The sequence below is a fragment of the Pelomonas sp. Root405 genome (genome assembly GCF_001425165.1).
Classification (GTDB): domain Bacteria; phylum Pseudomonadota; class Gammaproteobacteria; order Burkholderiales; family Burkholderiaceae_C; genus Pelomonas.
Window position 1 is genome coordinate 1179285 of the sequence record NZ_LMDU01000001.1, and the last position, 25635, is coordinate 1204919.

The following is a 25635-nucleotide window of genomic DNA, read 5'->3' on the forward strand; positions in this document are numbered from 1 at the left end:
GCTTGCGGCTCGATGCCGCAAGCATCGCCGTCCCCCGGGGGACCGACCAAGCTTGCCCGCGTCCAGCGCGGCAAGACTGGGCGGGGGGTCAACAAGCCTGGCATCTCGATTGCCCTATGCCTCGGCGGCCTTGCCCGTTTAACCAGGAGAACTCCATGAACTTGATCATCTGGCTCATTGCCGGCGGTGTGATTGGTTGGGTTGCCAGCCTGCTGATGAAAACCGACGGCGAGCAGGGCGTCATCCTCAATGTCCTCGTCGGCATCGTCGGCGCAGCCATCGGTGGCTGGCTGATCTCGCCCATGGTGGGCGTGCCCAGCATCAACGATGGTTCCCTCAGCATCGGCGCCCTCGTCGTGTCGTTGCTCGGCGCCGTCGTGCTGCTGGCCATCGTCAACCTGATCCGGCGCGGCACCACGCGTTGACCTTTTCCCTTCACTTCTAGCAAGGACCATCATGGCCACCACCACCGGCACCACCACTCCCTTCCCGACCTCTTCGGGTTCGTCCACGGCTTCGGGCTCCGGCTCGTCGGGCTCCGCCAGCTCGGCCGGCGGCGGCAGCGCCAGCACGCCGACGGCCACCAACTCGGACACGTCCTCCAAGGCGAGCGGCAATGGCCAGACCGCCGACGTGCTCGGCCGCGTCGTGCAGGGCGCCCACAGCGCCATCGACCGGCTGGCCGAGTCCGCCGCGCCGGCCGTGCACCGGCTGCAGGACGGTGTGCATACGGCCAGCGACGCATTGACCCAGCGCGCCCACGACGCCCGCGAGATGGGCGACGAATGGGCCGAGAGCCTGCGCTCTACCGTGCGTGAGCATCCGCTCGCCGCCGTGGCCACGGCCCTGGCAGTCGGCGTGCTCGTCGCCCGCCTCGCGCGCTGAGGCGGCCTTGGCCGACCGACCCGCCCACGAAGGTCCACCACCCGGCACGCCCGGGCCTGACGCGCGCCCGGTGCCTGCACCGCTGCTGGAGCAGCTGCAGGCGCTGTGGCACGAGTTGCCGGGCCTGGTCAGCGACCGCGTCGAGCTGCTGTCGCTGGAGCTCAAGCGTGCGGTGCAGGCCCTGGCGCAGATCGTGGCGCTGCTCGTCGCCGTGGGCATCCTCGGCGTCACGGCCTGGCTGTTGCTGTGGGCGGGCGTGATCCGCCTGCTGGTGGACGCGGGCCTGCCGATGTCGGGCGCGCTGCTGCTGTCCGTCGCCGTCAACGTGCTGGCCGTCGTGCTGGTGCTGCAGCGCGTGCGAAGCCTGCTGCCCCAGCTGAGCCTGCCGGCCACGCGCCGCCACTTGATGATCTCGCCCGATCCGACGCCTCCCAAACCGCCCGAGGAGGGCCCCGATGAACGCAACGCGGCCCCCACTGCCGGCCAGCCTGTCGCACGCTGAGGCCGCTGGCGATATCGACGAGCAGATCCGGCTCATCGAGCACCGGCTGATCGCCCGCGAGGAAAACCTGCGCCGCGGTGTCGCCAACTTCGGCGGCCAGCTGCGCGAGACCCTGAGCCCGAAGCGCCTGCTGGTGCCTGTCGGCGGCGCGCTGCTGGGCGTGGTGGCCCTGGCGTCCCTGTGGCGTCGGCCGCGGCACCGCCCGGCCGCGGTCCACCTGCCGCCCGAGGCGCCGCCGGGGCCGCCGCCGCCGCACATTCCCTGGATGCAGCTGCTGGGGCTGGCCTGGCCCATGCTGCCCGAGCGCTGGCGCCACCGCGTCAACCCGGCCATGGTCAGCAGCCTGGTTGTGCTGGGCCAGCCCCTCATCGACAGCTTGCTCGGCCAGCGCGAGGCCGGCCCGCTGGAGACCATGCCCGAAGTCGACCTGACGCGGTTGAGCGGCCGCTGGTTCCTGGTCGGCGAGCTGCCGGCGCCGCTGCAGGCCGAGGCCGCCGAGCCGCCCGAGCTGGGACTGCTGCCGCGCGACGATGGCCACTTCGACCTGCTCCAGCGCCGCATCGACGCCGACGGCATGCATGGCAGCGAGGCCCGCGTCCAGGCCGTGCCCGGCAGCCATGGGACCAGGCTGCGCATGAGCCGCTGGCCCGAGCCCCTGCAGTGGCTGAGTTATGCCTGGTCGGACCTGGCCGTGCTGCATGTCGACGCCGGCTATGACGAGGCCCTCATCGGCAGCCCCGGCCGCGACACGCTGTGGGTGCTGTCACGCCGTCCCGAGCTGGACGGCTTGCGTCGGCAGGCCCTGATGCTGATCGCGCGCGACCGTGGTTTTGCGGTGGACAAGCTGCGCTTCCACGGGGCCGGCGGTGAGCCTGCCTGACCTGGGCGAACTGCTGCGCTTCAGCGTCTCGCCGCTGGAGCTGATGCTGCGGGGCAGCCTGATGTATTGGGCGCTCTTCCTGATGCTGCGCTTCGTGCTGCGGCGGGACACCGGCTCCATCGGCATTCCTGACATTTTGCTGCTGGTGCTGATTGCCGATGCGGCGCAGAACGCCATGTCCGGCGGCTACGAGACGGTCGCCGAGGGCGTGGTGCTGGTGGCCACGCTGGTGGGCTGGAACTGGCTGATGGACTGGGCGAGCTTTCGCTACAACCGTGTGCGCCGCTTCGTCGAGCCACCGCCTCTCGTACTGATCCGGCATGGCCGCATGATCCCGCGCAACCTGCGCCGCGAGTACGTCACTGTGCCCGAGCTGATGGCCAGCCTGCGCAGCCATGGCATCGACAAGCTCGCCGACGTCAAGATCGCGCGCATGGAACCCGACGGTGGCATCAGCGTCATCCGGGAATCCAAGGGCAGTGGCAGCGATGACGAGGACAAGGGCAAGGGGCGGCGGCAGCCGCTGCCCACCTAGGGCACATCCCTTGCCTCCCTGAACTGCGGGGCCGTCCCGCGTTCAACACATCGGAGGTTCCCCATGGCACGCAGCAGCCTGCTCGGTATCGACCCCGCCGCGGCCGAGCCCGCTGGCCGCGACAAGGCCAGCCTCGGCCCAGGCGACAACTCCGACAGCGGCAGCGACGTCGTCGGGCTCGACAGCGAGGATGACGATGCCGACCCCGGCCTGCCGGTGGACGTCGCCCTGCGCGATGACCAGGCCGCCCCGTTGCCGCTCGGCGAGTCGCTGGCGTCCAGGGAGGATGGTGCCGGCGTCCGCGACGGCGCCGACATCGGCGTGGACCGGATCTTCACGCCGGGTGAATCGGAGGGCGACTTCGACGACGAAACGCTGGCGCCCGCGCTGATGGAGGATGCCGCGACCGATCCCGAGGACGAGGAGACCGAGGAGGACGGCGTGAGCGCTGAGGACGCGCCCACCACGCGCAGTGGCCGGCGTGCGCATCCGGTCGGCGAGTCCGCCAGCGAAGAAGCCCTGCCGGGCGCGAGCGACCCGGCAGAGCGTCGTCCTGGCCGAGGCGACTAGCCGCCAGGGCCAGGGATTGCGGGGCCGCAATGCGGCGCCCGCTTCAGGTCATCAGGCCGCAGCGGCGCGGGCCTGGTCGCGCAGCGTGCGCACAGCCAAGTGGTTGCGCTTCACGCCTTCGTATTGGCGCTCCACGATCATGCGCACATCGGGCGGCAGCGCCTCTTCCAGGGCCTCGCGGTAGGAAGCCAGTGCGGTGTCTTCGCCGCGCTCGGTCTCTTCCAGGATGGCCTTGTCGGTGTAGCCGGCCAGCGTGCCCTTCACGGCCACCCAGCCGCGGTGCATGGCACCGGCAGCCGTGCCGCTATCCTCGGCCTTGCCGCCCAGACGCACCACCTGGGCCTGCAACTCGGCCGCAGCCTGGCGGCATTCCTCGGCGCGGCGCACGAACGACTGCTTGACGGCCGGGTCCTTGATGTATTCCGCAGAGGTGCGGAAGCCGTACTCGCCATCCTTCGAGGTTTCGATGAGGTCGTTCAAGGTGTCGATAATGTCGTCATTGCTCATGGCAGGTCCTTTCGCGGGTCGATGAAGACGCCGGCGCGGCGGCGCGGCGGCGGCGAGTCTTCTCCATGGCAACCGGCGTGCCCGCCTTGTGACAGGCGCTGGCGCCCCTGCGGGAATCAGCCGGTCGCCGACGCCGAGCGCCTGGCGCGCGCGGTGACGATGGCGGCCTGCAGCGTGGCCAGCATTTCATCGGGCGCGCAGGGCTTGCGCAACTGGACGAATTCGCCTTCGGCGATCACCGTGTTGCTGAAGCCGCTGATCAGCACGACCGGCAGGCCCGGTCGCTGCTCGCGCAGGCGGCGGGCCAGCCCCACGCCGTCCATCGCGCCGGGCATGACGACGTCGGTCAGCACGACATCGGGCCGGCCGCCACCCTCCAGCAGCACCAATGCGGCCGCGGCGTCGGCGGCGCGCAAGACTTTGGCGCCATGCGCCACCAGCAGGGCTGCGGTCACGTCGGCCAGCGACTCATCGTCCTCGACCAGCAGCACGGTCGAGCCGGCAATGCTCTGTTCGGCGGCCTCGAAAGCCAGGGCCGGTGCGTCTTCCTGGCTGCGGGCCACCGGCAGCAGCAGCGAGACCGTCGTGCCCACACCGGGCGTGCTGGCCAGGCGCGCCGTGCCGCCGGCCTGCGTCGCAAAGCCGTAGACCTGGCTCAGGCCCAGGCCGGTGCCCTGGCCCACGCCCTTGGTGGTGAAGAAGGGCTCGAAGGCATGCTCGACCAGGCTCGGGTCCAGCCCCATGCCGTCGTCGCCGACCGTCAGCAGCACGTAGTCGCCCGGGGCCAGGTTGTCGAGGCCTTCCTTGTCGTGCGGCTCGGCGTTGCCGGCCCTGAGCCTGAGCTCGCCGCCGGCGGGCATGGCATCGTGGGCGTTCAGCGCCAGGTTGACCAAGGCCAGGTCCAACTCGTTGGTGTCCACGCGCACCGGCCAGATATCGGGCGAGACGTGCACCTGGATCTCGATGCGCCGGCCCAGCACGCTGCGCATCAGTTCCTGAACCTCGGGCAGGTAGCGCGCCAGCGACAGCGTCTGCACCCGCACCGGCCGCCGGCCGGCAAAGCGCAGCAGGTGTTGGGTCAGCTGGCTGCCCTTGTCGACGGAGCGCTGAGTCGCACTCAGCGGCCCCTGCAGCTCGGCCGCGCTGGGGTGGCGCTGCATCAGGTGCATGCTGTTGCTGATGACGCCGAGCAGGTTGTTGAACTCATGCGCCACGCCGCCGGTCAGGCGGCCCAGCGCCACGACACGCTGGCTCTGCGCGCCGCGCTGCTCGACCTGGCGCGTGCGCTCGATGGCCTCGGCCACGCTGTGCTCCAGTTCGGCCCGGGCGCTGCTCATGCTGCGCCCCGCCTCGGCCAGCGCCGCGGCCACCTCGTCCGCCTCGACCATGCCGGTCGGCCGGGCTTGCACCGGTCGGCCGGCTTGCAGATCCTGGGCCAGGCGCTTGAGCGCCCGCACCGGCCGCTCGATGCGGCGCGACACCCAGATGGCGCCGGCCATCGCCAGGCCCAGCAGCACCAGGGCGCCAACGATGACGCGCTGCACGGCCTCCGGCAGACGGCCCGCGAACTGCGGGCGCGGCATGGCGCTGACATAGCTCCAGCCCAGCGGCGAGGTGCTGTAGTAGCCCGTCGTCGGCACGCCATCCAGCGACACCGACTCGAAGCGGCCCTCGGAGGCCTCAGCCATGCGCTGGCGGATATCCGGGCTGGCCTCGCGGCCCACGTAAGCCGTGCCACCCGGCAGCCGGGCGACGAGGCGGCCGCTGCTGTCGACGACCGAGCCTATCCAGCCGGGCCGCGGCGCCTGGGCCTGCACGACGCGCTGCAGCTCCGACGGCCGCACGGTGACGACTAGGTTGTAGACCAGGTGGCCATCGCGCGTGACCGGTTCCACCCAGGCGGCATGCAGTTCCAGCGGCTCGCCCGGTCGCGCGGTGGCCAGGGGCATCAGCGGCAGCATGACGGCCTTGGCGCTGAGTTCGGCCGGGCCGGGCCCCTCGCTCGGCACGCCCTCGGCCTGGCGGGTGCTCAACAGCACGCGGCCGGGCGCGCGCAATTCGACCCAGCCATCCATGCCCTGCAACGCGCGCCGCGCCAGCCGCTCGAAGCTCTGGCGTTGCTCGGGATCGGACAGCGCGGCGCCGTCCAGCGCAGGCGACTGCGCCAGCACATGCGCCACGGCGGCACGGCGCAGCAGTTCGCCATCCACCAGCATGGACAGGGCCGTCGCGGTGTCGCGCAGCGAGCGTTCGTGGGTATCACGCTCTGCCGCGTAGCTGTCGGCGATCAGCCAGGCAACGCCGAGCATGCCGGGCAGCAGCACGGAAAGTACGAGCAAAAGCAATCGAGAGCGGATGGTGACCGGCATGGCAAGTCCAGGACGCGCAGGCCCACGCAAGACAGGGCGGATTCGCAGGACGCAACCATAACAATGACGGACATGCCGCAACGTCGCGGCCCGGCCCCGGCCCACGGAACGATCTTGTTTTCAGACGGCGGGCGGCAAGCGGCGTGCCCGGACCCTAGGTGTAGCGTTTCCCAGTCGGCGGCCTCGCGGGCACGCGCAGCAGCGAGCGCAACGATGGCGACGGTGCGCGCTGGTTGCCTTCCAGGAAGAGGCGCAGCAGCCTCAGGCCGCGCCGGCGCCGGCAGACGCTGCGCAGCCCGATCAACAGCGGCACGGCAATGATGGCGCCGACGATGCCCCACAGCCAGCCCCAGAACAGCACCGACACGAACACCGATACGGCGCTGAGCGACAGCCGGCGCCCGACGACCACCGGGCTGACGATGTTGCTCTCGATGCCGTGGATGATCAGGAAAGCCAGCATCGGGCCGAACACGGCGGTCCCGGTTTCAAAGGCGCTGATGCCGGCCAGCAGCAGCAGCACCGCCAGCGCCAGCGGGCCCAGATAGGGAATGAAGCACAGCAGCGCCGTCAGCGCACCCCACAGCGTCGGGTTGGGCAGGCCCAGCATCCACAGCACCAGGCCCATGATCACCCCGACCACGCCGTTGATGAAGGCCACCGCGGCGAGGTAGCGGCTGATCTCGCGCTGGGCCGCGCGCAGGCCGCCCAGCATCAGCGCGCGCGTGCGCTGCCGCGGCATCGCTTCGACGAAGCGCGACAACAGCCAGTGCTCCGACGCCAGCAGGAAGTAGGTGAGGATGACTGTCGCCGCGGCCGCCAGCACGAAGGAGAAGCCGCGTGCCAGCACCAGGCCGGTCAGGGCGACGCCTTCGCTGGCCAGCCGCTCCCTGATCGGGTCGGGCGCGGGCGTCGGGGCGGGCGCTGGGCGGCCGGCGCGCGTGGGTGGCGGCGGGGGGCGGCCCAGGCCCGGCACGGCATTGCGCAGCTTCTCCAGCTGGTCGAGCAGCTGGGCCACCGTTTGCGGAGCCTGCTGCCACCAGCTGGCGGCCGGCCTTGCCAGGCTGGCGGCCAGCGTCACCGTGCTGAGCAACAGCGCCAGCACCAGCAGCAGCGCGCCGATGGATGCGGGCACGCCGCGGCGACCCAGCCAGCGCACGGCAGGCGCCAGCGCGAAGGTCAGCATCACGGCCACCAGCATCGGGGCCAGCAGCGGCCTGGCCTCGCGGAAGGCGAATACCAGGCAGATCAGGAACAGGCCACGCAGCGCCCAGGCGCTGCGTGGGGAGGAGATCGGGGCGGTGTCGTTGGCAGGCATCGTGCATTTGCGGGCCGAGCGCCGGGCCGCCCCAAGCCGGCCCGTCTGGCGATGTGCTCGCGGCTCAATGCCGCGGGCACCGCCTTCCCCCCGGGAGACCGGCCGGACTGCCCGCGTTCAGCGCGCGGGCTGGACGAGGGGTGTCAGTTCTTCACGATGATGTTGTTGCGCACCTCTTTCACATCGGGCACGGCGCGCGCGAGCTGACCAGCGCGGTCCTTCTCGGCCTGCGATGTGGCGAAACCGGCAAGCTGAACGGTGCCCTTCATGGCCTCGACCTGGATGCGCATGGCGCTGACCTGCGTGTCTTCGGCGAAGCGTGCCTTGACGCGCGTGGCGATCGTGGCGTCGTCGACGTACTGGCCCACGGTGCTCTGGCCGCTGGTGACGGCGCAGCCGCCGGTGGCAAGCGCGGTCAGCACGACCATTGAGGCGATGACGATCTTCTTCATGGGTGTTCTCCTTGCGCGAGGTATCTCGCTTGGCGGCTAGGGCAACGGGCGTGCCCGGTGCGCGTCGCTGGCGGGCGACATCCAGCCGGCTTCTCGGCAAACCCGTCTGCCGCTGACAGTTGGTGACAGACGGCACGCTTTGCCGCAATTGCCGATGGCCTGTCCTGTAATCGGTAAATCGTGCAATCGGCGTGCCCGCTCTGTCATGGCGGAGCGGTGGCAGGACAGTTGTTGCCCCTGGGAATGACGCCGGTTTGTATCGGGATGCGTTTCATACGGCGCGCCGGCACGGAGGTTGCATTGAGTGGCTTCGGGCCGCGCGCGCTGCAGCGCTGCGGCTGCCACGACCGACTCCGAGAGACGAGATATGCCTTCCATGGATCTCCGTGCCGACCACCGGCAAACCCAGACCTTGTCGCCCCGGCTGCAGCACGCCGTCCGCCTGTTGCAGATGTCCTCGCTGGACTTCGCCGCGATGCTGCGCGAAACGCTGGGCAAGAACCCCTTCCTCGAAGTCGAGGACAACGACGGCGGGGACGGTGGCGACGCCGGTGAGGCCGCGCTCCCCCTGGCCGCCTTGCAGGACGGCGGCGCCGACGCCGGCGTGCTGGCCAGCGTGGCTGCCAATGACGCCAATGCGGAACTGGTCGACACGTCAAGCGACGACCTGGCCAGCCCGATGGACGGCGCCGACAACGGCGAGAACGACCGCGACCTGTGGGCAGCGGACGGCGGTTCCGGCCTCAAGCGCGCCGAGGACGGCGAGCTGAGCGCGCTCGACATGATGGCCGTCGAGGCATCGCTAACGGCCCATTTGCATACCCAGCTGAACGTGATGCCGCTGTCCGAGCGCGACCTGGCCATGGCCCGCACCATCGTCGAGTCCCTGGACGACGACGGCTACCTGCGCACGCCGCTGGAGGAGCTGATCAGCGTGGCCAGGCTCGACCCCGCGCCCGACCTGCAGGAGATGCAGATCGCGCTGAAGCTGGTGCAGTCCCTCGACCCGGCGGGCGTCGCGGCGCGTGATGTCGCCGAATGCCTGCTGCTGCAACTGCCAGGCATCACCTGCCCAGATACCCGCACGCTGGCCCAGACCATCGTCACCAACCACCTGTCCGCGCTGGCGGCGCGCGACGTGTCATCGCTGGCCCGCCAGCTCGGCGAGCCGCCGGCGCGCGTCGAGGCGGTGTGCGACCGCATCCGCCGGCTCGACCCGCGGCCGGGCTGGCGCTTCGGCTCCTCGCATGTGGCCTATGTCGTGCCCGACGTCATCGTCAAGAAGGTGCGCGGCCAGTGGACGGTGCAGCTCAACCCGGCCATCGTGCCCAAGGTGCGGCTCAACCAGGTCTATGCCAAGCTGTTTGCACGCCATCGCACGCCGGCGAATGCCGAACTGGGTGCGCATCTGCAAGAAGCCCGCTGGACGCTGCGCAATGTCGAGCAGCGCTTCTCCACCATCCTCGACGTGGCCGAGGCCATCGTGCGCCGACAGCACAATTTCCTGGACTACGGGCCGATGGCGATGAAGCCGCTGGGCCTGAAGGAGATCGCCGAGGAAGTGGGCATCCACGAGAGCACGGTCTCGCGCGTGACCAACAACAAGTACATGTCGACGCCGGTCGGCGTGCTGGAGCTGAAGTACTTCTTCAGCCGCGCGATGATCAGCGCCAACGGCAGCGCCTGCTCGGGCACGGCCATCCGCGGCCTCATCAAGGACATCATCGAAGCCGAAAGTGCCGATGCGCCGCTGTCGGACGCCGAGATCACGCGGCAGCTGGCCCAGCAAGGCCTGGTCGTTGCGCGACGCACGGTCACCAAGTACCGCCAGATGCTGAAGATCGAAGCCGTGGACCGCCGCCGCCGCGTGGCCTGAAGCCGCGCGTCGCCATGAGAAGGGCCGCCCCGCGGGGCGGCCTTTTTGCGTCGAGGTGCCGCCCGTGATGGCGGCACCCGGGCAGCACTTACTTGGTCTTGGAACTGGACGAGCTGCCCGACGATCCACCGGACGAGCCGGTCGTCGACGAACCGCTGGACGATTCGTTGCCGCTGCTGCTGCTCGAACCGCCGCTGCCGCTGGCGCTGCTGCCACTCATGCCGCCGCTGCTTCCGCTGCCGCTGCTTAGGCTGCTGCCACTGCTGCCGCTCTGGCCGCTACCGCTGCTGCCCTGACCGGAGCTGCCCGACTGCCGGCTCTGCCGCCAGGTCGAGAAGTCGTCCGAGAACTTCTTGTAGCGGTCCTGGCGCCAGTTCTGATAGTCCTCGTCCAGCGAGCGCAGCTGCTCGCTGCGCCATTGGTGGTAGTCGGGGTCGTAGTGCGGGTTCTGGCTGGCGCCGTAACCACCGCTCTGCTGGCCATAGCCGCTTTGCCCGTAGCCGCTCTGGCCACTCTGGCCACCCTGGTAGCTGCCGCCGCCTTGATAGCCACCCTGGCTGCCGCCACCCTGATAACCGCCACCCTGATAGCCGCCGCCTTGCCCGCTCTGGCCGCCCTGGTAGCTGCTGCCCTGATAGCTGCCGCCTTGATGGCTCTGGCCCGAGCCGGGGCTGCCGAAGCCACCCTGTCCGCCATAGCTGCCCGAGCCACCGTAGCCCTGGCCGCTCTGGCCACCGTAGCCGCCTTGGCCACCGTAGCTGCCCGATCCGCCGCCGCCTTGATAGCCGCCCTGGCCGCTGCCGCCCTGGTAGCTCTGGCCCGAGGCCGGGCTGCCATAGCCACCCTGGCTACCCTGGCCGCCGTAGCTGCCCGATCCGCCGCCTTGATAGCCGCCCTGGCCGCTGCCGCCCTGGTAGCTCTGGCCTGAACCCTGGCTGCCATAGCCACCTTGGCTGCCATAGCCACCCTGGCCGCCTTGGTAGCTCTGGCCCGAGCCCTGACCCCCGAAGCCGCCCTGGCCGCCATAGCTGCCGCCACCTTCGCTTTGCTCGCGGAAGGTGCCGCCCTGGTAGTAGTCACGCGAATCGCTGTAGCCGCCCTGGCCGCCTTGCTGGCCGCCGCGCAGGCCACCGCTCTGGGCGTAGTGCTGGCTGGTCTCGTTCTCGTAGCCGCCCTGCTGGCCGCCTTGGCGGCTGCGTTCGTTGTCGCCGTAGTTGGCTTGCTGGCCGCCGGAGCGGCGGCCTTGTTCGTCATGTCGTGACATGGAAGAGTCCTTTCAAGCTGAGTCGTCGTCGTGTCTGCAGGCGCGGCCTCGCTGCCGGGACGCCTGTACTTTTTTGCGGCAATGCGCATACCCGTGTCGCCCTCGAACCCGGGCCCCGCGCTTGCCCTGTCAAGGCACCCGCGCATCCGCGCCGGGACCATTTATGGAGTGGACAAAGCTATGGCCAACACCAACACCTCCCACCTGACCGGGCTGTTCCCCGACCGCGACAGCGCCGAGCGCGCCTACCAGGGCGTGGTGGACCGCGGGTACACCTCCAAGGACATCGACGTCGTCATGTCCGACGAAACCCGCAAGCGCCATTTCGGCAATGAGGCGGGCCGCGAGACCGAGCTCGGCAACAAGGCCGCCGAAGGTGCCGGCATCGGCGCCGGCATCGGCGGCACCATCGGCGCCATCGCCGCAGCCGTTGCGGCCGTGGGTACCAGCGTGGCGCTGCCCGGCCTCGGCCTGGTCATCGCCGGTCCGGTCGCCGCAGCGCTCGCCGGCGCGGGCGCTGGCGGTGCAGCCGGCGGCCTGGTCGGCGCTTTGATCGGCTGGAACATTCCGGAAGAGCGCATCAAGGAGTACGAGAGCGGCCTGCGTGAAGGCGGCATCCTGATGGGCGTGCGCCCGCGTGACGACGCCGATGCAGCGCATCTGGAAGAGCATTGGCGCACCCAGGCCGGCGGCCAGAACGTCTACCGCTGACGGACCGTCGTGCGCCGTGCCATCGGGCATGGCGCACGACTGGGACGGCGCTTGGGGCGCCGGCCTGAATTGCGGCAGTCTTTGCGGTAGCACGCACCAGCCACGCCGCACCCCTGGGGCTGCACATCACGAAGGGCGCCGCTGATGAAGATCGATGAAGACGTGGTGGCGGTGCTGACCCGGCAGCACCGCCAGCTGGAGAGCCAGCTCAAGGGTCTGCTCGACGCGGCCGAGGCTGCCGACCCGGTGGCCAGCGGGATGATGTTGGCGGCGGCCGGCGATGAGCTGTCGGTGCACATCCTGGCCGAGGAGCACATCGTCTACCCGGCCGTGCTTGCGGCGCGCACCGAGGGCATCCTGCTGGAGTCGCTGGAGGAGCACCTGTCGCTCAAGCGGCTGCTCGCCGACCTGCTGGCGCTCGCGCCGCAGGACACCACCTTCCTGCCCAAGTGCAAGGTGCTGGAAGAGCAGGCGCGCCACCATCACAAGGAAGAGGAAGAACACCTCTTTCCGGCCATGCGGCGGCTGCTCGACGAGCCCTCCCGCCGGGCGCTCGGCGCATCCGTCGTTGCGCATGAGCATGCCCTGCACGCCAAGGGCGCGCCCCGCGAGCGGGTGCTGAACGAAACCGCCGCGGCTGCGCCGCTCGTCTGAACGCAAGCGCGCGCGGCGGCCTGCGGTCAGCGGGCTTCCTGGCCGGGTTCCGAGATGTCGCGCAGGGCCTTGTCGATGTGGCCGGAATCGCGCACCGCCAGGTCGCCCAGCGACACGATGCCGACCAGCTTGCGATCAGCGTCGATGACGGGCAGGCGCCGCAACTGCCGGTCGCCCATCATGCGTTTGGCTTCGCCGACGTCCTGGTCGGCCGTGAGGTAGACGATGTCGGGCGTCATGATGTCGGACACGCAGGCGTCGTCGGGGTTGAGCCCGTCGGCCACGCCGCGCACGGCAATGTCGCGGTCGGTCAGCATGCCCAGCAGGCGCTCGCCGTCGCAGACGGGCAGGGCGCCGACGTCCAGTTCCTGCATGCACTGCGCGGCCCGGCGCAGGCTCTCCTGGGGCTGGATGGTGCGGACATCGGTGGACATGATTTCGGCAATGGTGGACATGGCAGTCTCCTGTGTGGGTGAGCCACCTTGTGGCAAGGCGGGTGCCGGGCACACGGCCTGCCTTGCTGCGTCATGGACGATCCTGCCCTCCCCATGCGCTGCGTATCTGGCCTCGCCATCACCGCCAGCCTGCCTTGCCGTTGACGCGCGCCGGGATGCAGAACGCCAGCCTTTCCGCGCTCTCCATACTCACTGAAGATCACCTGGCATTCCGCCGCCTGTTCGCCCGCTTCGAGCAACAGCGGGCGGCGGGCGCTGACGCTGCGGCGCGCCTGCAGCTGGCGCGCGAGCTCTGCCGGCGGCTGATCGTGCATGCGGTGGTGGAAGAGGAGTTGTTCTACCCGGCGGCCTTCGATGCGCTGGAAGACGAACGGGTCATCACCAACGCAGCCAACGACCACCGCGAACTGCATGCGCTGATCCTGCAGATCGAGGGCATGGACGCGCGTGACCGTGAACTTGATGCGCGCATGACGGCGCTGGCGCGGCGGGTCGCCGAGCACGTGCAACAGGAAGAAGGCCCGCTCTTCACGCGCCTGGCCTTCACCAGCCTGGACATGGAGGACCTGGGGCAGCGCATCGTCGCGCGACGCAAAGAACTGATGGGCGAACCGGGCTTGCTCGACCAGCGCCCGCCGACCCTCAGCAGGCCGGCGGGGCACAGGCTTCAGTTGAAGAAGAGATAGACCAGCAGCAGCACGATGCCGGGGACACCGAGAAGCCAGGCTAGAAAGTATTTACCCATGGTGATCTCCTGAAGTGGTGTGGCCAAGCATGGCCGCGTTAGGTCCCCCCAAGAAGCGGACGAGACCCGGCTCGCGCGTAGGAAGAGCGGCACGCCCCGCCGGGCTCGTGTCTTGCCGACAGGCGCGAACTGTCAGGAGATCTCATCGAGGCTGTGCCGACATCAGTTCAACGCACTTCCATCAAGCACCGGCTGCTGCGCGTCGTGATGACGACCACGCTGGCCGCGCTGTTGCTCAGCGCCACGGTGCTGTTGCTTTACGAGCTGCGTGTGCAGCGCGACAGCTGGCTGCAGGACCTGCAGGCGCAGGCCGACCTGGTGGCGCGCGCCAGCCTGCCGGTGCAGGGCGCAGCGCAGCTGCGGGCGTCGCGCGAGAACCTCGGCTTGCTGAGCGACAAGCCGCATGTCGACGCCGTCGGTCTGTACGACGCCGCCGGCCGCCTGGTTGCCGGGCGCATGGCGCCCTCGCAGGCGCCGCTGCCGGCGCGGCTGTCCGCCAGCGCGGACCACACCCGCTTCGACGGCCGGCGCGTCGAGCTGCTGCTGCCCGTGCGCGAGGGCGGCGTGCTGCACGGCAGCCTGCTGCTGCGGGCGCACTATGACGCGCTGCCGCGCCTGCTGGACTACCTGGCCATCCTCGGCATCGTCACGCTGGCCAGCCTGATCCTGGCGGCCCTGGTCGCGCAGCGGCTGCAGCGCACGATCACCGAACCGATCGTCGCCATCGCCGGGGTGGCGCGCGAGGTCGTGCAGACGCGGAACTACGGGCTGCGCGCGCCACGCATGACACGCGACGAGGTCGGCGCGCTCGTCGAGGCTTTCAACGACATGCTGGCCGAACTCGGCGGCCAGGCCGAGGCCCTGCAGAAGGCCGACCGGCGCAAGGACGAGTTCCTGGCCACGCTGGCGCACGAGCTGCGCAACCCGCTGGCGCCCATCATGACGGCGCTCGCCATCCTGGCCCGCCCGGACACCGACCGGGCGACGCTGCTGCGCATGGTGGACATGATGCAGCGCCAGATGCAGCACCTGGTGCGCCTCATCGACGACCTGATGGAGGTTTCGCGCATCACCACCGGCCGGCTGACGCTGCGCATCGAGAAGCTCGACCTGGTGGCGGTGGTGCGCGCTGCCGTCGAAGGTACCGCGCCGCTGCTGCTGGCGCGCCAGCATGCCCTGCAGGCCGACTGGCCGGCGCCGATCTGGCTGCTGGGCGACCGCACGCGGCTGGTCCAGGTGTTCGCCAACCTGCTGAGCAATGCCGCCAAGTACACCGAGCCGGGCGGGCGTATCGCGGTTGACTTCATCACGCAGCCCGGCAGCGTGGCCGTGCAGGTGAGCGACAACGGCATCGGCATCGCGCCGGAGCGCCAGGCCGACATGTTCGAGATGTTCACGCGCATCGACAACGCGGCCTCGGGCGTGCACGCCGGCCTGGGCGTCGGGCTGGCGGTGGCGCGCCAGCTGGTGGCCATGCACGAGGGCCAGTTGCTGCTGCGCAGCGCCGGCCTCGGCCAGGGCTCGGTCTTCACGGTGCTGCTGCCGCGACCGGCGGGTGACCACGTCGAGGCGCCACCTGCGCCTGTGGCCGCACCGGCGCCGCTGCCGTCAAGGCGGCGCGAGCGGCCAGAGCGCGCCGGAGAGCCGTTGTCGGTGCTGGTGGCCGACGACAACGTCGACTTCGCCGACAGCCTGGCCGCCGTGTTGCAGGGCGAGGGCTATCGCGTGCGCGTGGCCCACGATGGCCAGCAGGCGCTCCAGCTGGCACGCGAGGCGCTGCCCGACGTCGGCTTGTTCGACATCGGCATGCCGGGCCTGGACGGTTTCCAGCTCGCGCGCGCCGTGCGGGCCGAGCCCGGCGGCGCCACCTGCATGCTGGCCGCCATCACGGGCTGGGGCCAGCAGGCCGACCGCCAGCGTGCGCGCGAGGCTGGCTTCGACGAGCACCTGGTCAAGCCGGTTGACATGCAGGCGGTGCTGGGCCTGCTCGCGACAGCGTAGGACTTCACCCACTGGCAGACAGGGCCGACGCTGGCGGTCAGGGGCCGCTCCCCTCGGTAAATTGACTGCAGCCCCACAGGCATCCCGTCACAAGGGCAGTTAAAGGAGTACGACCATGAACAGCGACCAAATCAAGGGCAGTGTGAAGGACGTGGCCGGCAAGGCGCAGCGCAAGCTGGGCGAGGCCGTCGGCAGCACCGAACACCAGGTCAAGGGTGCCGCGACTCAGGTCGAGGGCAAGGCCCAGAAGGCCGTGGGCGATGCGCGAGAAGCCGTCAAGGACGTGCGCGACGCCAATCGCAAGATCTGATCGACATTGATCCCCTATCACGCCGCCGGGCTGCAAGGCCCGGCGGCGTGTACCCACGAACAAGAGGTAAGCCATGCGTCCCTACAACAACTCCCATCACTCCCTGCGCCGCGGCGCCACGGTGGCGCTCATCACTGCCGCATTGGCGGCGGCGGGCTGCTCGTCCATGAGCGAGCGTGAGCAAGGCACGGCCAAGGGCGCCGGTGCCGGTGCGGTGGCGGGCGCCATCATCGGCGCGGCCACCGGCGGCAATGCCGGGCGCAGCGCCGTCATCGGGGGTGCCGTCGGGGCTATCGCCGGCAACCTTTGGTCCAAGCGCATGGAAGACAAGCGTGCCGCGCTCGCCCAGGCCAGCCAGGGCACGGGTGTCGAAGTGGCGCGCACCGAGGACAACCGGCTGCGCCTGAACGTGCCGAGCGACGTCTCCTTCGACACCGGCCGTGCGGACATCAAGCCGCAGATGCGCCCGGTGCTCGACGAAATCGCCCGCAACCTCGACCCCAATGTGCGCGTGACCGTCGTTGGCCACACGGACAGCACCGGCAGCGATGCGATCAACGAGCCGCTGTCGCGCGATCGCGCCGCCGCGGTGCGCGACTACCTGACCGCGCGTGGCCTGTCGAGCCAGCGCGTCAGCATCGCCGGGCGCGGCTCGCATGAGCCCGTGGCCAGCAACGACAGCGAGAGCGGTCGCGCGGCCAACCGGCGCGTCGAGATCTTCCTGTCGGAGCAGCAAGGCTGACGCTCAGTCAGCGCGCCAGCCCAGGGCCTGCATCGGCGCCACGAGCGACTGCTTGTAGGCGTCGAGCGCGGCCCAGGGATCGGTCTTGCGCGCCGCCAGGTGCTGGGGCGCGTTGGCCAGCGTCCAGTGCGCCGCGCCGGTCAGCGCGGGCAACTCGTCCCAGCTGATCGGCATGGCCACGCCCAGGCCGGGCCGGGCACGCAGGGAATAGGCGGCCACCGCTGTTGCGCCCTCGCCGTTGCGCAGCCAATCGACAAAGATGCGGCCGACGCGGTTGGCCGGCCCGCTCTTGGCCACGAAGCGGTCGGGATGCTCGTCCGCCAGGCGCTGCACGACGGCCTGCGAGAACCCACGCACGACATCCACCGGCCAGCGCGCTGCCAGCGGTACGACCACGTGCAGGCCCTTGCCGCCGCTGGTCTTGAGCCAGCTGCGCAGCTGCAGCTGCTGCAGCAGATCGCGCACGAGCAGGGTGCCGTCGCGCACCTCGGCCCAGCCAACGCCTTCGCCGGGGTCGAGGTCGAAGACCATGCGGTCCGGCTTGCCCAGCAGCGCGTGGCGAGCGTTCCAGGGGTGGAACTCCAAGGTGTTCATCTGCACGGCGCTAAGCAGCGCCTCGTGGCTGGTCACTTCCATCAGCGCCTCGTGACCCGGCCAGAGGTCGGCGTCGAGCACCCGCACGCCGGCCAACGCTGACTTGCCCGGGTGCTTCTGGAAGAAGCCCGCCGCGCCCACGCCTTCGGGTGCGCGCAACAGCGCCACTGGCCGGCCCTTGAGCTGGGCCAGCAGCAGCGGCGCGACGGCCTCGTAGTAGCGTGCCACATCGCCCTTGGTCGCGCCGCTCTCGGCGTCGACGATGCGTTCGGCGTGGGTCAGCTTCAAGCCTGCACCGCGCCGTGCAGGCTCTGCGACGGCCAGCGCGGCGGTTCACGCTCGGCGCCACCGGCAAGCTTCTCGACGTAGGTGGCCAGCGCCCCCCAGTCAAAGAAGCGCGCATCCGGCTCGCGCAGCGGCGAGCGGCGCCAGACGGTCTCGCTGCCGTTGTCCAGCAGCAGTCCGGCAGCACCGGCGCGGTGGCCGGCTTCGACATCGTCCAGCGTGTCGCCCACCATCCACGAGCGCGACAGGTCGATGCCATGGCGGTGCGCCGCGCGGGTCAGCATGCCGGGCGCCGGTTTGCGGCACAGGCAGGCCGGGCGGCCCTGGCTGTCGGGGCTGTGCGGGCAGACCTCCACGCCGGTGATGCGCACGCCAAACTCGTCCTGCAGGCGTTGCAGCAGAACCTGCTGCAAGCGTGCGAACTCGGCGCGGGTGATGCGGCCATTGGCCAGGCCGGCCTGGTTGGTGACGATGACCAGGGCCACGCCGGCGGCCTGCAACTGCGCGAGTGCCTCACCGGCACCGGCGCGCAGGCGCAACAGCAGCGGGTCGACGCGGTTAGCGGCGTGCTCGACCAGCGTGCCGTCCTGGTTCATGAACAGGCAGGGCCGCCCCGGCGTGCGCGGCAGGCCGCGCGCCGCCGGCAGGAAGTCGAACGGGGACATCAAGGCCATGAGCTCTCCCGTGTGGGCAGCACGGTCAGTTCGGGGATGACGGTGCCCTGGGGCTGCTGCAGCACGTAGCGCACGGCGCAGGCGACGTTGAGGGGGTCTTGCAGCTTGGTCTCGTCGATGCCGGGGAAGCGGTCCAGCAGGAAGGGGGTGCGCATGCCGCCGGCGACGATGGCGCTGACGCGCACGTTCTGCTCGCGCAGCTCGGCGTGCAGCGCGTGTGACAGGCCGAGCAGCCCCCATTTGGTGGCGTGGTAGGCGCTGGCATTGGGCCAGGCGCGCTTGGACGCGGTGGAGGCGATGTTGACGACGTGGCCGCCGCTGCTCTGCTTGAACATCTGCGCGGTGGCGAACTTGGTCATCAGCAGCGGGCCCGACAGGTTGGTGTTGAGCACACGCTGCCAGTCCTCGACGCTGAGCTCGGCCAGCGGCGCGGTCACGTCGATGGCGGCGTTGTTGATGAGGGCATCGAGCCGGCCGAACTGTGCGGCGGTGGCGTCGACGACGCGCTGGCATTGCGCCGGGTCGCCGACGTCCAGCGCCATCGCGACGGCTTCGATGTCGCGCTCGCCCAGCATGGCGGCGCAGTCCTGGGCGCGCTGCAGCTCCACGTCGGCCAGCACGACGCGCATGCCGGCTTCACCCAGGACCTGGGCAATGGCTGCACCGAGGCCGCGGCTGCCGCCGGTGATGAGGGCGACCTGCCCGCGCAGTGAGGGCGGGTCGGCGGAGCAGGTGGCGTCGAAGGCGGTGTTGTTCATGGCAGGAGGCTTGTTGGTGTTGAGAGTTGGCGGGGTTCAGCGCGCGCCTTGTGCGGCCTCCCAGGCGCGGGCGCGCAGCTGGGCGGCGGTCATCAGCGAGAAGCATTCGTCCCAGATCGGAAAGGCGCCGCTGGCGGCGACGACCAGGCCGTCCAGCCAGACGCCGCCCCACAGCAGGCAGTCGTCGGCCTGCAGGCGGTGCGGCTCCAGCAATTGCAGGCGCCGGCCATCCATGCGGTGGCGCCAGCAGACGGCGGCCTTGCGGCGCGCGTAGTCGGCGTAGTCGACATCCCAGCGGTCGCGGTCGCCGATGGAACGCTCGTAAAGGATGCGCGGCTCGCCCTCTGCTGGGGCGGCCGGGTCGAGCACGACGATGTGCAACACACCCAGGCCGCTGACCTCCGGCGCCCCCAGCTGCGCCTGGATGGCGGGCGCCAGCGCGCTGATGGCAGAGCGGGCGAGGTCGGCGGTGAGGAAGCGGCTGCTGGCGGGCGGCATTGTGTTCGCGTTGACGCCGCGAAACGGCGGCCAGCCCAGTGGCAAACCGCGTGCCTGCTCAGACCGCGAGGGGGTTGGTGCCAGGCGTCAGGATGATCTTGCGGCAGTCGTCCTGCTTCTTGTCGAACATCTCGTAGCCGCGCGCGGCCTCGCTCAGCGCGAGCTGGTGGCTGACGATGACCTCGGGCTTGAGGTCACCGTTGCCGATGTGCTCCAGCAAGGCGGGCATGTGGGTTTGCACATGCGTCTGGCCCATGCGGAACTGCAGGCCCTTGTCGAAGGCGTCGCCGAACAGGAAGCCGTGGATGAAGCCGGCATAGACGCCCGGGATGCTGACGATGCCGCCGCGGCGCGTGGCGGCGATGGCCTGGCGCAGCGCCTCGCCGCTGCTGCCTTCGAGCTTGAGCGTGGTCAGCACGGTCTCGACGGTGCTGCCCTTGGCCTCGAAGCCGACGGCGTCGATGCTGGCGTCGACACCGCGGAACTGGGTCGCTTCGATGATGGCCTCGGCCGGGTCGTCGACCTTGTCGAAGTTGATGGGCTCGACGCCATAGGTGTCGGCGGCGAACTTGAGGCGGTAGTTATGGTGGTCGACCATGAAGATGCGCGCGGCGCCCAGCATGCGCGCGCAGGCGGCGGCCATCAGGCCGACCGGCCCGGCGCCGAAGATGGCCACGGTGCTGCCCGGGCCGACCCCGGCATTGACGACGGCCTGGTAGCCCGTGGGCAGGATGTCGGACAGGAACAGCACCTGGGCGTCGGTCAGTGCATCCGGGATCACGAGCGGACCGGTGTTGGCCATCGGCACGCGCACGTATTCGGCCTGTCCGCCGGGCACGCCGCCGTACAGGTGCGTGTAGCCGAACATCGCCGCGCCGGGCCGCAGGCTTTTCTTGTTGAGGATGGCGCCGCGGCCGTCGTTGGTGGTCTCGCAGGCCGAGAACAGGTCGCGCTCGCAGAAGAAGCAACTGCCGCAGGCGATGACGAAGGGGATGACGACGCGGTCGCCGCGTTTCACACGCGTCACGTCTGGGCCGACTTCCTCGACGATGCCCATGAACTCGTGGCCCAGGATGTCGCCGTCCTTCAGCCCCGGCACCTTGCCGCGGTAGAGGTGCAGGTCGGAGCCGCAGATGGCCGTGGCCGTCACGCGCAGCAGGATGTCCTGCGGATGCTGCAGGACGGGGTCGGGCACGTTGTCGACACGTACGTCGTGGCTGCCGTGGTAGGTGAGTGCGCGCATGGTGGGGCTCCTTGAAGATCCTCTGTGCGGGCAACCGACGTGCCCTGGGCGTGGGCATGGGCCTTGCCGCGCTTCGTGCTCCGACTCAGCAGGAATGGCCATGACCCACGATCCCGATCAACGCCTGCCCCACGTCTATCCCGACGTCGACGGCGAGCGCAGCACCGCGGGCAGCAACTACGGCGACTGGCGGCCCGAGCAGCCACGCGGCCCGCACGGCTATGACTTCGAGGCGCGCTTCACACCGCCCGAGCAGGACCCTGACTTCGCCCGCCTGCGCGCCGAGTACGAGCGCGAACTCGACGCCCGGCACCCGAACTGGCGCGACGATCCGCACCACCGGTTTGCCGACGACTTCGGCCGCTGGCGAGAGCTGCGCGCGACCACCGGCCAGGGCGGCAACGACCCGCGTGACGACCAGGGGCTGCAGCGCTGAGCAAAGCGGCGGCCCTCGGCGGCCTCCTACAGCCCGACGCGGCGCCGGCCCCGCCCGGCCAGGACGTTAGCGGCGTAGCTTCGGCGGCAGCAGACAGGAGACCCCATGGCCACCGCTACCCGTTCCATCGCCTCGCTGACGCTGAGCTTCGGCCTGGTCAACGTGCCCGTGCGGCTGTTCTCGGCCACCGAGTCGGGCAGCGAGATCCGCTTCAACATGCTGGCCAAGGACGGCTCGCGGCTGAAGCAGCAATATGTCAACGAGCGCACCAAGGCGGTGGTGGAGCGCAAGGACATGGTCAAGGGCTATGAGGTCGAGGACAACCAGTTCGTGCTGTTCACGCCCGAGGAGCTCAAGCAGCTGGAAGAGGGCAGCAGCCATGTCATCGAGATCGTGAGCTTCGTGCCGCTTGAATCCATCGACCCGCTGTTCTACGACAAGAGCTATCTGCTGGCGCCCGACAAGCGCGGCGAGAAGCCCTATGCGCTGCTGGCCGAGGCGCTGCGCCAGTCGGGCCGCTGCGCACTGGCCAAATGGGCCTGGAAGACCAAGCAGTACGTGGCCCAGGTGCGCGCCAACGACGACGGGCTGATCCTGCAGCAGCTGCGCTACGCCGCCGAGGTGCGGTCGCTGGCCGACCTGGACATTCCGAAGGCGCCGGTGTCCAAGCCCGAGCTGCAACTGGCGCTGCAGCTGGTCGACCAGATCGCCGCGGACAGCTTCGACCCGACGCTGTTCCGCGACGAGGAGAAGGAGCGCGTGCTGGCGGCCATCGAAGAGAAGGTTAAGGGTCGCAAGATCGTCGCCTCGTCCCGCGAGGAGCCGGGCGCGACGGGTGGCGGCCAGGTCATCGACCTGATGGATGCCTTGCGCGCCAGCCTGGGGTCCAAGCCGGCGGCCAAGCCCAAGGCGGAGAAGCCGTCCGCCAAGGTGACCGCCCTGCCGGCGCGCAAGAACGCCAAGCGTGCCGTCGCCGAGCCCGAGGCCGCGCCGGCCAAGCGGGCGCGCGCGCAGAAATAACCATGGCGGAGCCGGCGGCCTACACCCTCAGCCAGGTGCGCCGCCTGGCGGTGCTGCCACGCGGCTTCATCGCCACGCTGGTGGAGCTGGGCATCCTGGAGCCGCAGGAGGGCCTGCGCTTCACGCACCAGGACCTCGTCGTGCTGCGCACGGCCAAGATGCTGCGCGACGCCGACGTGCCCGCGCGCAAGATCGTTCAGGCGCTGCGCAACGTAAAGGCCAACCTGACCTCGGTCCACCTGGCGAGCGTGCGCTTGCGCGCCAATGGCGGCGCCGTGGAAGCCAGCGCAGGCCCGCGCCGCTTCGATGCGCTGTCCGGCCAGCTGCTGCTGCCGCTGGACGATGCGGAGCCGGGCGGGCTGCACAGCTTTGCGGCGTCTAGCGAAGCCAATGCCTGTGTGGCGCAGGCGCTGCAGTTTGAATCGAGCGATGACGACGCGGCCGAGGCGGCCTACCGGCAGGCGCTGCAACTGGACCCGTCCTGCTGCCCAGCCTACGTGAACCTGGGTGCGCTGCTGTGCGAGATGGGCCGGCATGCCGAGGCGCTGGCGTTGTACGACGAGGCGCTGAGGTGGTGCGAGGGCAGTCCGCTCGTCCACTTCAACCGCGCCATCGCACTGGAGGATGCGCAGCGGCCCGACGAGGCCGTGGCGGCCTACGAGCGCTGCCTGCAGATCGACCCGGCCCTGGCCGACGCCCACTTCAACCTCGGCGTGTTGCTGGAGCGCCTGGGTGAGGCCCAGGGCGCGTTGCGACACTTCAGCGCCTTCCGGCGCTTTGCCCACGCATGAGCAAACCCGCACCGGTCGACGTGCCCCTGGCCCGCTACAACGCCAAGCGCGACTTCAGCGCCACGGCCGAGCCGGAGGGCAAGGTCGGCCGCAAGAAGGCCGAGGCGATGGCCTTCCTGGTGCAGAAGCACTGGGCCTCGCGCCTGCACTACGACTTTCGCCTGGAGCTTGACGGCGTCATGCTGAGCTGGGCCGTGCCTAAGGGGCCGAGCTTCGACCCGGCCGACAAGCGCATGGCGGTACGGGTGGAGGACCATCCGATCAGCTACAACCGCTTCGAGGGCGAGATCCCCAAGGGCCAGTACGGCGCTGGCCGCGTGATCATCTGGGACCGCGGCAGCTGGACGCCGGTGGGCGACCCGCACGAGGGCCTCGCCAAGGGCAAGCTGATCTTTCATCTGCATGGCGAGAAGCTGGCCGGCCTGTGGGAGCTGGTGCGCATCGCCAAGCCCGGCGAGAAGCAGGAGCCCTGGCTGCTGCTGAAGAAGCGCGGTGACGCCTGGGCCCGGCCGGGCAGCGAATACGACGTGCTGACGGCGCTGCCCGACAGCGTCGTGGCGACGCCGCTGGGCCTGGTGGAGGAGCGCGAGCCGCGTGGCGCCGCCGCGTCCTCGCCGCCCGCGGCGGCGGGGCCGGACCTGTCCAAGGCGGTCAAGGCCGCGCTGCCCATAACCTTGGCGCCGCAGCTGGCCACGCTGGCCTCGGGCGTGCCGCCAGGCGGCAACTGGGTCGTCGAGAACAAGTTCGACGGCTACCGCATGCTGGTGCGCATCGCCGCCGGCAAGGCCCGCCTGATCACCCGCAATGGCAACGACTGGACCGACCGGCTCAAGCACCTGGCCGCCGAGCTGGCGCAGATCGGCATCACCAAGGCCTGGCTGGACGGCGAGATCGTCGTCATGAACGAGCGCGGCGTGCCGGACTTCAACCGCCTGCAAGACGCCATCGACGGCGCCCGCAACGAAGACATCGTCTTCTATCTGTTCGACGTGCCCTTCCTGGGAGACCGCGACCTGCGCGAGGTGCCCTTGCAAAGCCGACGCGCCGTGCTGCAGGAATTGCTGAAGGACCACCCCGGCCCGCGCATCCGCTTCAGCGACGCGCTGCAGGCCGCGCCCACCGAGGTGCTGGAGGCCGCCTGCCACCTGGGCCTGGAGGGCGTCATCGTCAAGCGCGCCGACGCGCCCTATGTCGGCCGACGCAGCGACAGCTGGCTGAAGCTGAAATGCCAGCGCCGCCAGGAGTTCGTCGTGCTCGGTTTCACCGACCGCAGCAATTCGGCCGCGGAGGTGGGCGCGCTGCTGCTTGGCTATCACGATGGCGGCAAGCTGCGCCACGCGGGCGCGGTTGGCACGGGCTGGTCGTCGACGCAGGGGCGTGAGCTGCACAAGCAGCTGGTGGCGCTGGAAACGAAGAAGCCGGCCGTCCACCCCGAGGCGCCGCCGCCCAGCCGCCGCGGCGGGCGTGCGCGTGGGCCCGAGCGTTGGGTGAAGCCCGAGCTGGTCGTGGAGGTCGCGTTTGGCGAGTGGACGCCCGACGGGCACATCCGCCATGCGAGCTTTCGCGGCGTGCGCACCGACAAGCCCGCGACGGCCATCGTGCGCGAGGAGGGCGCGCCAGTTGCGGCCAAGGCCAAGCCCAAAACCAAGCCGCAGAGCGCGCCGGCCATCAAGGTCTCCAGCCCCGACCGCGTCGTCGACCCGGCCTCCGGCGTAAAGAAGCTGGAACTGGTGCGCTATTACGAAAGCATTGCCGAATGGATGCTGCCGCATCTGCGCCGGCGGCCGGTCTCCTTCGTGCGGGCGCCGCAGGGCATCACCGGGCAGCTCTTCTTCCAGAAGCATGCCGAGAACGCCATCCACGGCGTCAAGGAGCTGGACGCCGCGCTGTGGCCGGGGCATGCGGCGCTGCTGGTGGTCGACAGCGTCGAGGGTCTGCTGGGCGCGGCGCAGATGAACGTCGTCGAGTTCCACACCTGGAACACCACGGCCAAGCGCATCACCCAGCCCGACCGCGTCATCTTCGACCTCGACCCCGGCGAGGGCGTGCCCTGGGCGCACCTGCAGGAGGCTGCCGTGCTGACGCGCGCGCTGCTGGAGGAGCTGGGCCTGCAGGCCTGGCTGAAGACCAGCGGCGGCAAGGGCCTGCATGTCGTCGTGCCGCTGACGCCCAAGCTGGACGACGCCGAGGTCAAGGACTTCGCGCATGCGGTCGTCGCCCACATGGCCCGCCACATCCCGCAGCGCTTCGTCGCCAAGAGCGGCCCGGCCAACCGGGTCGGCAAGATCTTCATCGACTACCTGCGCAACGGCCACGGGCAGACGACGGTGGCCGCCTTCTCGGCCCGCGCACGGCCCGGGCTGGGCGTGTCCGTGCCCATCGCGTGGGAGCAGTTGGCCGAGCTCAAGAGTGGCGCGCAATGGACGGTGCAGACCGCGCGCGATCATGTGTCGCTGCAGAAGACCGACCCCTGGGCCGACTACTGGAAGAAGCGCCAGTCGATCAAGCGCTGGCCGCCTGGGTCAGCGCCCAAGACCGACGTGCGAAAGCGCTGAGCGAT

28 protein-coding genes are annotated in these 25635 nt (G+C 70.2%); 17 read left to right on the top strand and 11 right to left on the bottom strand.

Annotated elements, in window-relative coordinates:
* Positions 1 to 155 precede the first annotated feature (155 nt).
* The 6 genes from ASC81_RS05300 (at position 156) to ASC81_RS05325 (ending at position 3372) form a co-directional block, all read left to right on the top strand.
* Positions 156 to 425 carry a GlsB/YeaQ/YmgE family stress response membrane protein gene (locus ASC81_RS05300; RefSeq protein ID WP_056263506.1) on the top strand — a complete coding sequence of 90 codons (270 nt, stop codon included), beginning with the start codon at positions 156 to 158 and terminating at the stop codon, positions 423 to 425.
* 31 nt (positions 426 to 456) lie between these two features.
* On the top strand, positions 457 to 885 hold the full coding sequence (locus ASC81_RS27470) for a hypothetical protein (RefSeq protein WP_200946691.1): 429 nt from the start codon (positions 457 to 459) through the stop codon (positions 883 to 885).
* A 7-nt stretch (positions 886 to 892) separates the two neighbouring features.
* Positions 893 to 1387, top strand: coding sequence for a phage holin family protein (locus tag ASC81_RS05310; RefSeq protein WP_162245858.1), 495 nt, complete (start codon positions 893 to 895; stop codon positions 1385 to 1387).
* A complete protein-coding gene (locus ASC81_RS05315) occupies positions 1341 to 2267 on the top strand; it encodes a lipocalin family protein (RefSeq protein WP_056263510.1) in 927 nt (308 codons plus the stop codon). Before ASC81_RS05310 ends, ASC81_RS05315 begins: the two co-directional genes overlap by 47 nt.
* A complete protein-coding gene (locus ASC81_RS05320) occupies positions 2254 to 2802 on the top strand; it encodes a DUF421 domain-containing protein (RefSeq protein WP_056263511.1) in 549 nt (182 codons plus the stop codon). The genes ASC81_RS05315 and ASC81_RS05320 overlap by 14 nt, the downstream gene beginning before the upstream one ends.
* A gap of 63 nt (positions 2803 to 2865) precedes the next feature.
* Positions 2866 to 3372, top strand: a complete 507-nt coding sequence (locus tag ASC81_RS05325; protein WP_056263513.1) for a hypothetical protein — start codon at positions 2866 to 2868, stop codon at positions 3370 to 3372.
* Between the two features lie 51 nt (positions 3373 to 3423).
* On the opposite strand, the gene ASC81_RS05330 is transcribed toward ASC81_RS05325, so the two are convergent.
* The 4 genes from ASC81_RS05330 to ASC81_RS05345 all read right to left on the bottom strand — a co-directional run bounded on the left by ASC81_RS05330 (position 3424) and on the right by ASC81_RS05345 (position 8018).
* Entirely contained in the window at positions 3424 to 3879 is a 456-nt protein-coding gene (locus ASC81_RS05330; RefSeq protein WP_056263515.1) for a PA2169 family four-helix-bundle protein, read from the bottom strand.
* Positions 3880 to 3995: 116 nt separating this feature from the next.
* The gene (locus tag ASC81_RS05335; protein WP_156391759.1) at positions 3996 to 6248 is read right to left on the bottom strand and encodes an ATP-binding protein; all 2253 of its coding nucleotides are present in this window, start codon (positions 6246 to 6248) and stop codon (positions 3996 to 3998) included.
* Positions 6249 to 6402: 154 nt separating this feature from the next.
* Complete coding sequence (locus ASC81_RS05340; RefSeq protein WP_056263518.1) at positions 6403 to 7566, bottom strand: AI-2E family transporter; 1164 nt, start codon at positions 7564 to 7566, stop codon at positions 6403 to 6405.
* 143 nt (positions 7567 to 7709) lie between these two features.
* The gene (locus tag ASC81_RS05345; protein WP_056263519.1) at positions 7710 to 8018 is read right to left on the bottom strand and encodes a BON domain-containing protein; all 309 of its coding nucleotides are present in this window, start codon (positions 8016 to 8018) and stop codon (positions 7710 to 7712) included.
* Positions 8019 to 8385: 367 nt separating this feature from the next.
* Between ASC81_RS05345 and rpoN the strand changes: the two genes are divergently transcribed.
* On the top strand, positions 8386 to 9894 hold the full coding sequence (gene rpoN / locus ASC81_RS05350) for an RNA polymerase factor sigma-54 (protein WP_056263520.1): 1509 nt from the start codon (positions 8386 to 8388) through the stop codon (positions 9892 to 9894).
* Between the two features lie 88 nt (positions 9895 to 9982).
* Here the strand turns inward: rpoN and ASC81_RS05355 are convergent, their stop codons facing one another.
* Positions 9983 to 11158, bottom strand: coding sequence for a hypothetical protein (locus tag ASC81_RS05355; RefSeq protein ID WP_056263523.1), 1176 nt, complete (start codon positions 11156 to 11158; stop codon positions 9983 to 9985).
* 180 nt (positions 11159 to 11338) lie between these two features.
* Here ASC81_RS05355 and ASC81_RS05360 point away from each other — a divergent pair, with 180 nt between their 5' ends.
* Both ASC81_RS05360 and ASC81_RS05365 read left to right on the top strand, forming a co-directional pair.
* A complete protein-coding gene (locus ASC81_RS05360) occupies positions 11339 to 11869 on the top strand; it encodes a hypothetical protein (RefSeq protein WP_056263525.1) in 531 nt (176 codons plus the stop codon).
* 144 nt (positions 11870 to 12013) lie between these two features.
* Positions 12014 to 12523 carry a hemerythrin domain-containing protein gene (locus tag ASC81_RS05365; protein WP_056263528.1) on the top strand — a complete coding sequence of 170 codons (510 nt, stop codon included), beginning with the start codon at positions 12014 to 12016 and terminating at the stop codon, positions 12521 to 12523.
* 26 nt (positions 12524 to 12549) lie between these two features.
* Here ASC81_RS05365 and ASC81_RS05370 read toward each other — a convergent pair whose 3' ends face one another.
* Positions 12550 to 12978 carry a CBS domain-containing protein gene (locus tag ASC81_RS05370; protein ID WP_056263530.1) on the bottom strand — a complete coding sequence of 143 codons (429 nt, stop codon included), beginning with the start codon at positions 12976 to 12978 and terminating at the stop codon, positions 12550 to 12552.
* Positions 12979 to 13112: 134 nt separating this feature from the next.
* Between ASC81_RS05370 and ASC81_RS05375 the strand changes: the two genes are divergently transcribed.
* From ASC81_RS05375 to ASC81_RS05390, 4 genes are all read left to right on the top strand, one after another.
* Positions 13113 to 13664 carry a hemerythrin domain-containing protein gene (locus tag ASC81_RS05375; protein WP_156391761.1) on the top strand — a complete coding sequence of 184 codons (552 nt, stop codon included), beginning with the start codon at positions 13113 to 13115 and terminating at the stop codon, positions 13662 to 13664.
* Positions 13665 to 13876: 212 nt separating this feature from the next.
* Complete coding sequence (locus ASC81_RS05380) at positions 13877 to 15724, top strand: ATP-binding protein (protein ID WP_156391763.1); 1848 nt, start codon at positions 13877 to 13879, stop codon at positions 15722 to 15724.
* A 115-nt stretch (positions 15725 to 15839) separates the two neighbouring features.
* Positions 15840 to 16034 (top strand): CsbD family protein, encoded by a 195-nt coding sequence (locus ASC81_RS05385; protein ID WP_056263534.1) that lies wholly within the window; start codon positions 15840 to 15842, stop codon positions 16032 to 16034.
* A 73-nt stretch (positions 16035 to 16107) separates the two neighbouring features.
* Positions 16108 to 16776 carry an OmpA family protein gene (locus tag ASC81_RS05390; protein ID WP_056263536.1) on the top strand — a complete coding sequence of 223 codons (669 nt, stop codon included), beginning with the start codon at positions 16108 to 16110 and terminating at the stop codon, positions 16774 to 16776.
* Between the two features lie 3 nt (positions 16777 to 16779).
* On the opposite strand, the gene ligD (ASC81_RS05395) is transcribed toward ASC81_RS05390, so the two are convergent.
* Genes ligD (ASC81_RS05395) through ASC81_RS05415 form a run of 5 tightly spaced genes read right to left on the bottom strand, consistent with a single transcriptional unit; the run spans position 16780 to position 20828 of the window.
* Complete coding sequence (gene ligD, locus ASC81_RS05395) at positions 16780 to 17658, bottom strand: non-homologous end-joining DNA ligase (protein ID WP_056263538.1); 879 nt, start codon at positions 17656 to 17658, stop codon at positions 16780 to 16782.
* Positions 17655 to 18329, bottom strand: a complete 675-nt coding sequence (locus ASC81_RS05400) for an HAD-IIIA family hydrolase (protein WP_056263542.1) — start codon at positions 18327 to 18329, stop codon at positions 17655 to 17657. The genes ligD (ASC81_RS05395) and ASC81_RS05400 overlap by 4 nt, the downstream gene beginning before the upstream one ends.
* A complete protein-coding gene (locus tag ASC81_RS05405; protein ID WP_056263544.1) occupies positions 18320 to 19087 on the bottom strand; it encodes an SDR family oxidoreductase in 768 nt (255 codons plus the stop codon). Before ASC81_RS05405 ends, ASC81_RS05400 begins: the two co-directional genes overlap by 10 nt.
* A 36-nt stretch (positions 19088 to 19123) precedes the next feature.
* Positions 19124 to 19585 (bottom strand): hypothetical protein, encoded by a 462-nt coding sequence (locus ASC81_RS05410; RefSeq protein WP_056263545.1) that lies wholly within the window; start codon positions 19583 to 19585, stop codon positions 19124 to 19126.
* A gap of 58 nt (positions 19586 to 19643) precedes the next feature.
* The gene (locus tag ASC81_RS05415; protein WP_056263548.1) at positions 19644 to 20828 is read right to left on the bottom strand and encodes a zinc-dependent alcohol dehydrogenase; all 1185 of its coding nucleotides are present in this window, start codon (positions 20826 to 20828) and stop codon (positions 19644 to 19646) included.
* 100 nt (positions 20829 to 20928) lie between these two features.
* Here ASC81_RS05415 and ASC81_RS05420 point away from each other — a divergent pair, with 100 nt between their 5' ends.
* The 4 genes from ASC81_RS05420 to ligD (ASC81_RS05435) all read left to right on the top strand — a co-directional run bounded on the left by ASC81_RS05420 (position 20929) and on the right by ligD (ASC81_RS05435) (position 25630).
* A complete protein-coding gene (locus tag ASC81_RS05420) occupies positions 20929 to 21264 on the top strand; it encodes a hypothetical protein (RefSeq protein WP_156391765.1) in 336 nt (111 codons plus the stop codon).
* A gap of 105 nt (positions 21265 to 21369) precedes the next feature.
* Positions 21370 to 22284, top strand: coding sequence for a Ku protein (locus tag ASC81_RS05425; RefSeq protein WP_056263553.1), 915 nt, complete (start codon positions 21370 to 21372; stop codon positions 22282 to 22284).
* A gap of 2 nt (positions 22285 to 22286) precedes the next feature.
* Positions 22287 to 23075, top strand: a complete 789-nt coding sequence (locus tag ASC81_RS05430) for a tetratricopeptide repeat protein (RefSeq protein WP_056263555.1) — start codon at positions 22287 to 22289, stop codon at positions 23073 to 23075.
* A complete protein-coding gene (ligD, locus tag ASC81_RS05435; RefSeq protein ID WP_056263557.1) occupies positions 23072 to 25630 on the top strand; it encodes a DNA ligase D in 2559 nt (852 codons plus the stop codon). Before ASC81_RS05430 ends, ligD (ASC81_RS05435) begins: the two co-directional genes overlap by 4 nt.
* Positions 25631 to 25635 lie beyond the last annotated feature (5 nt).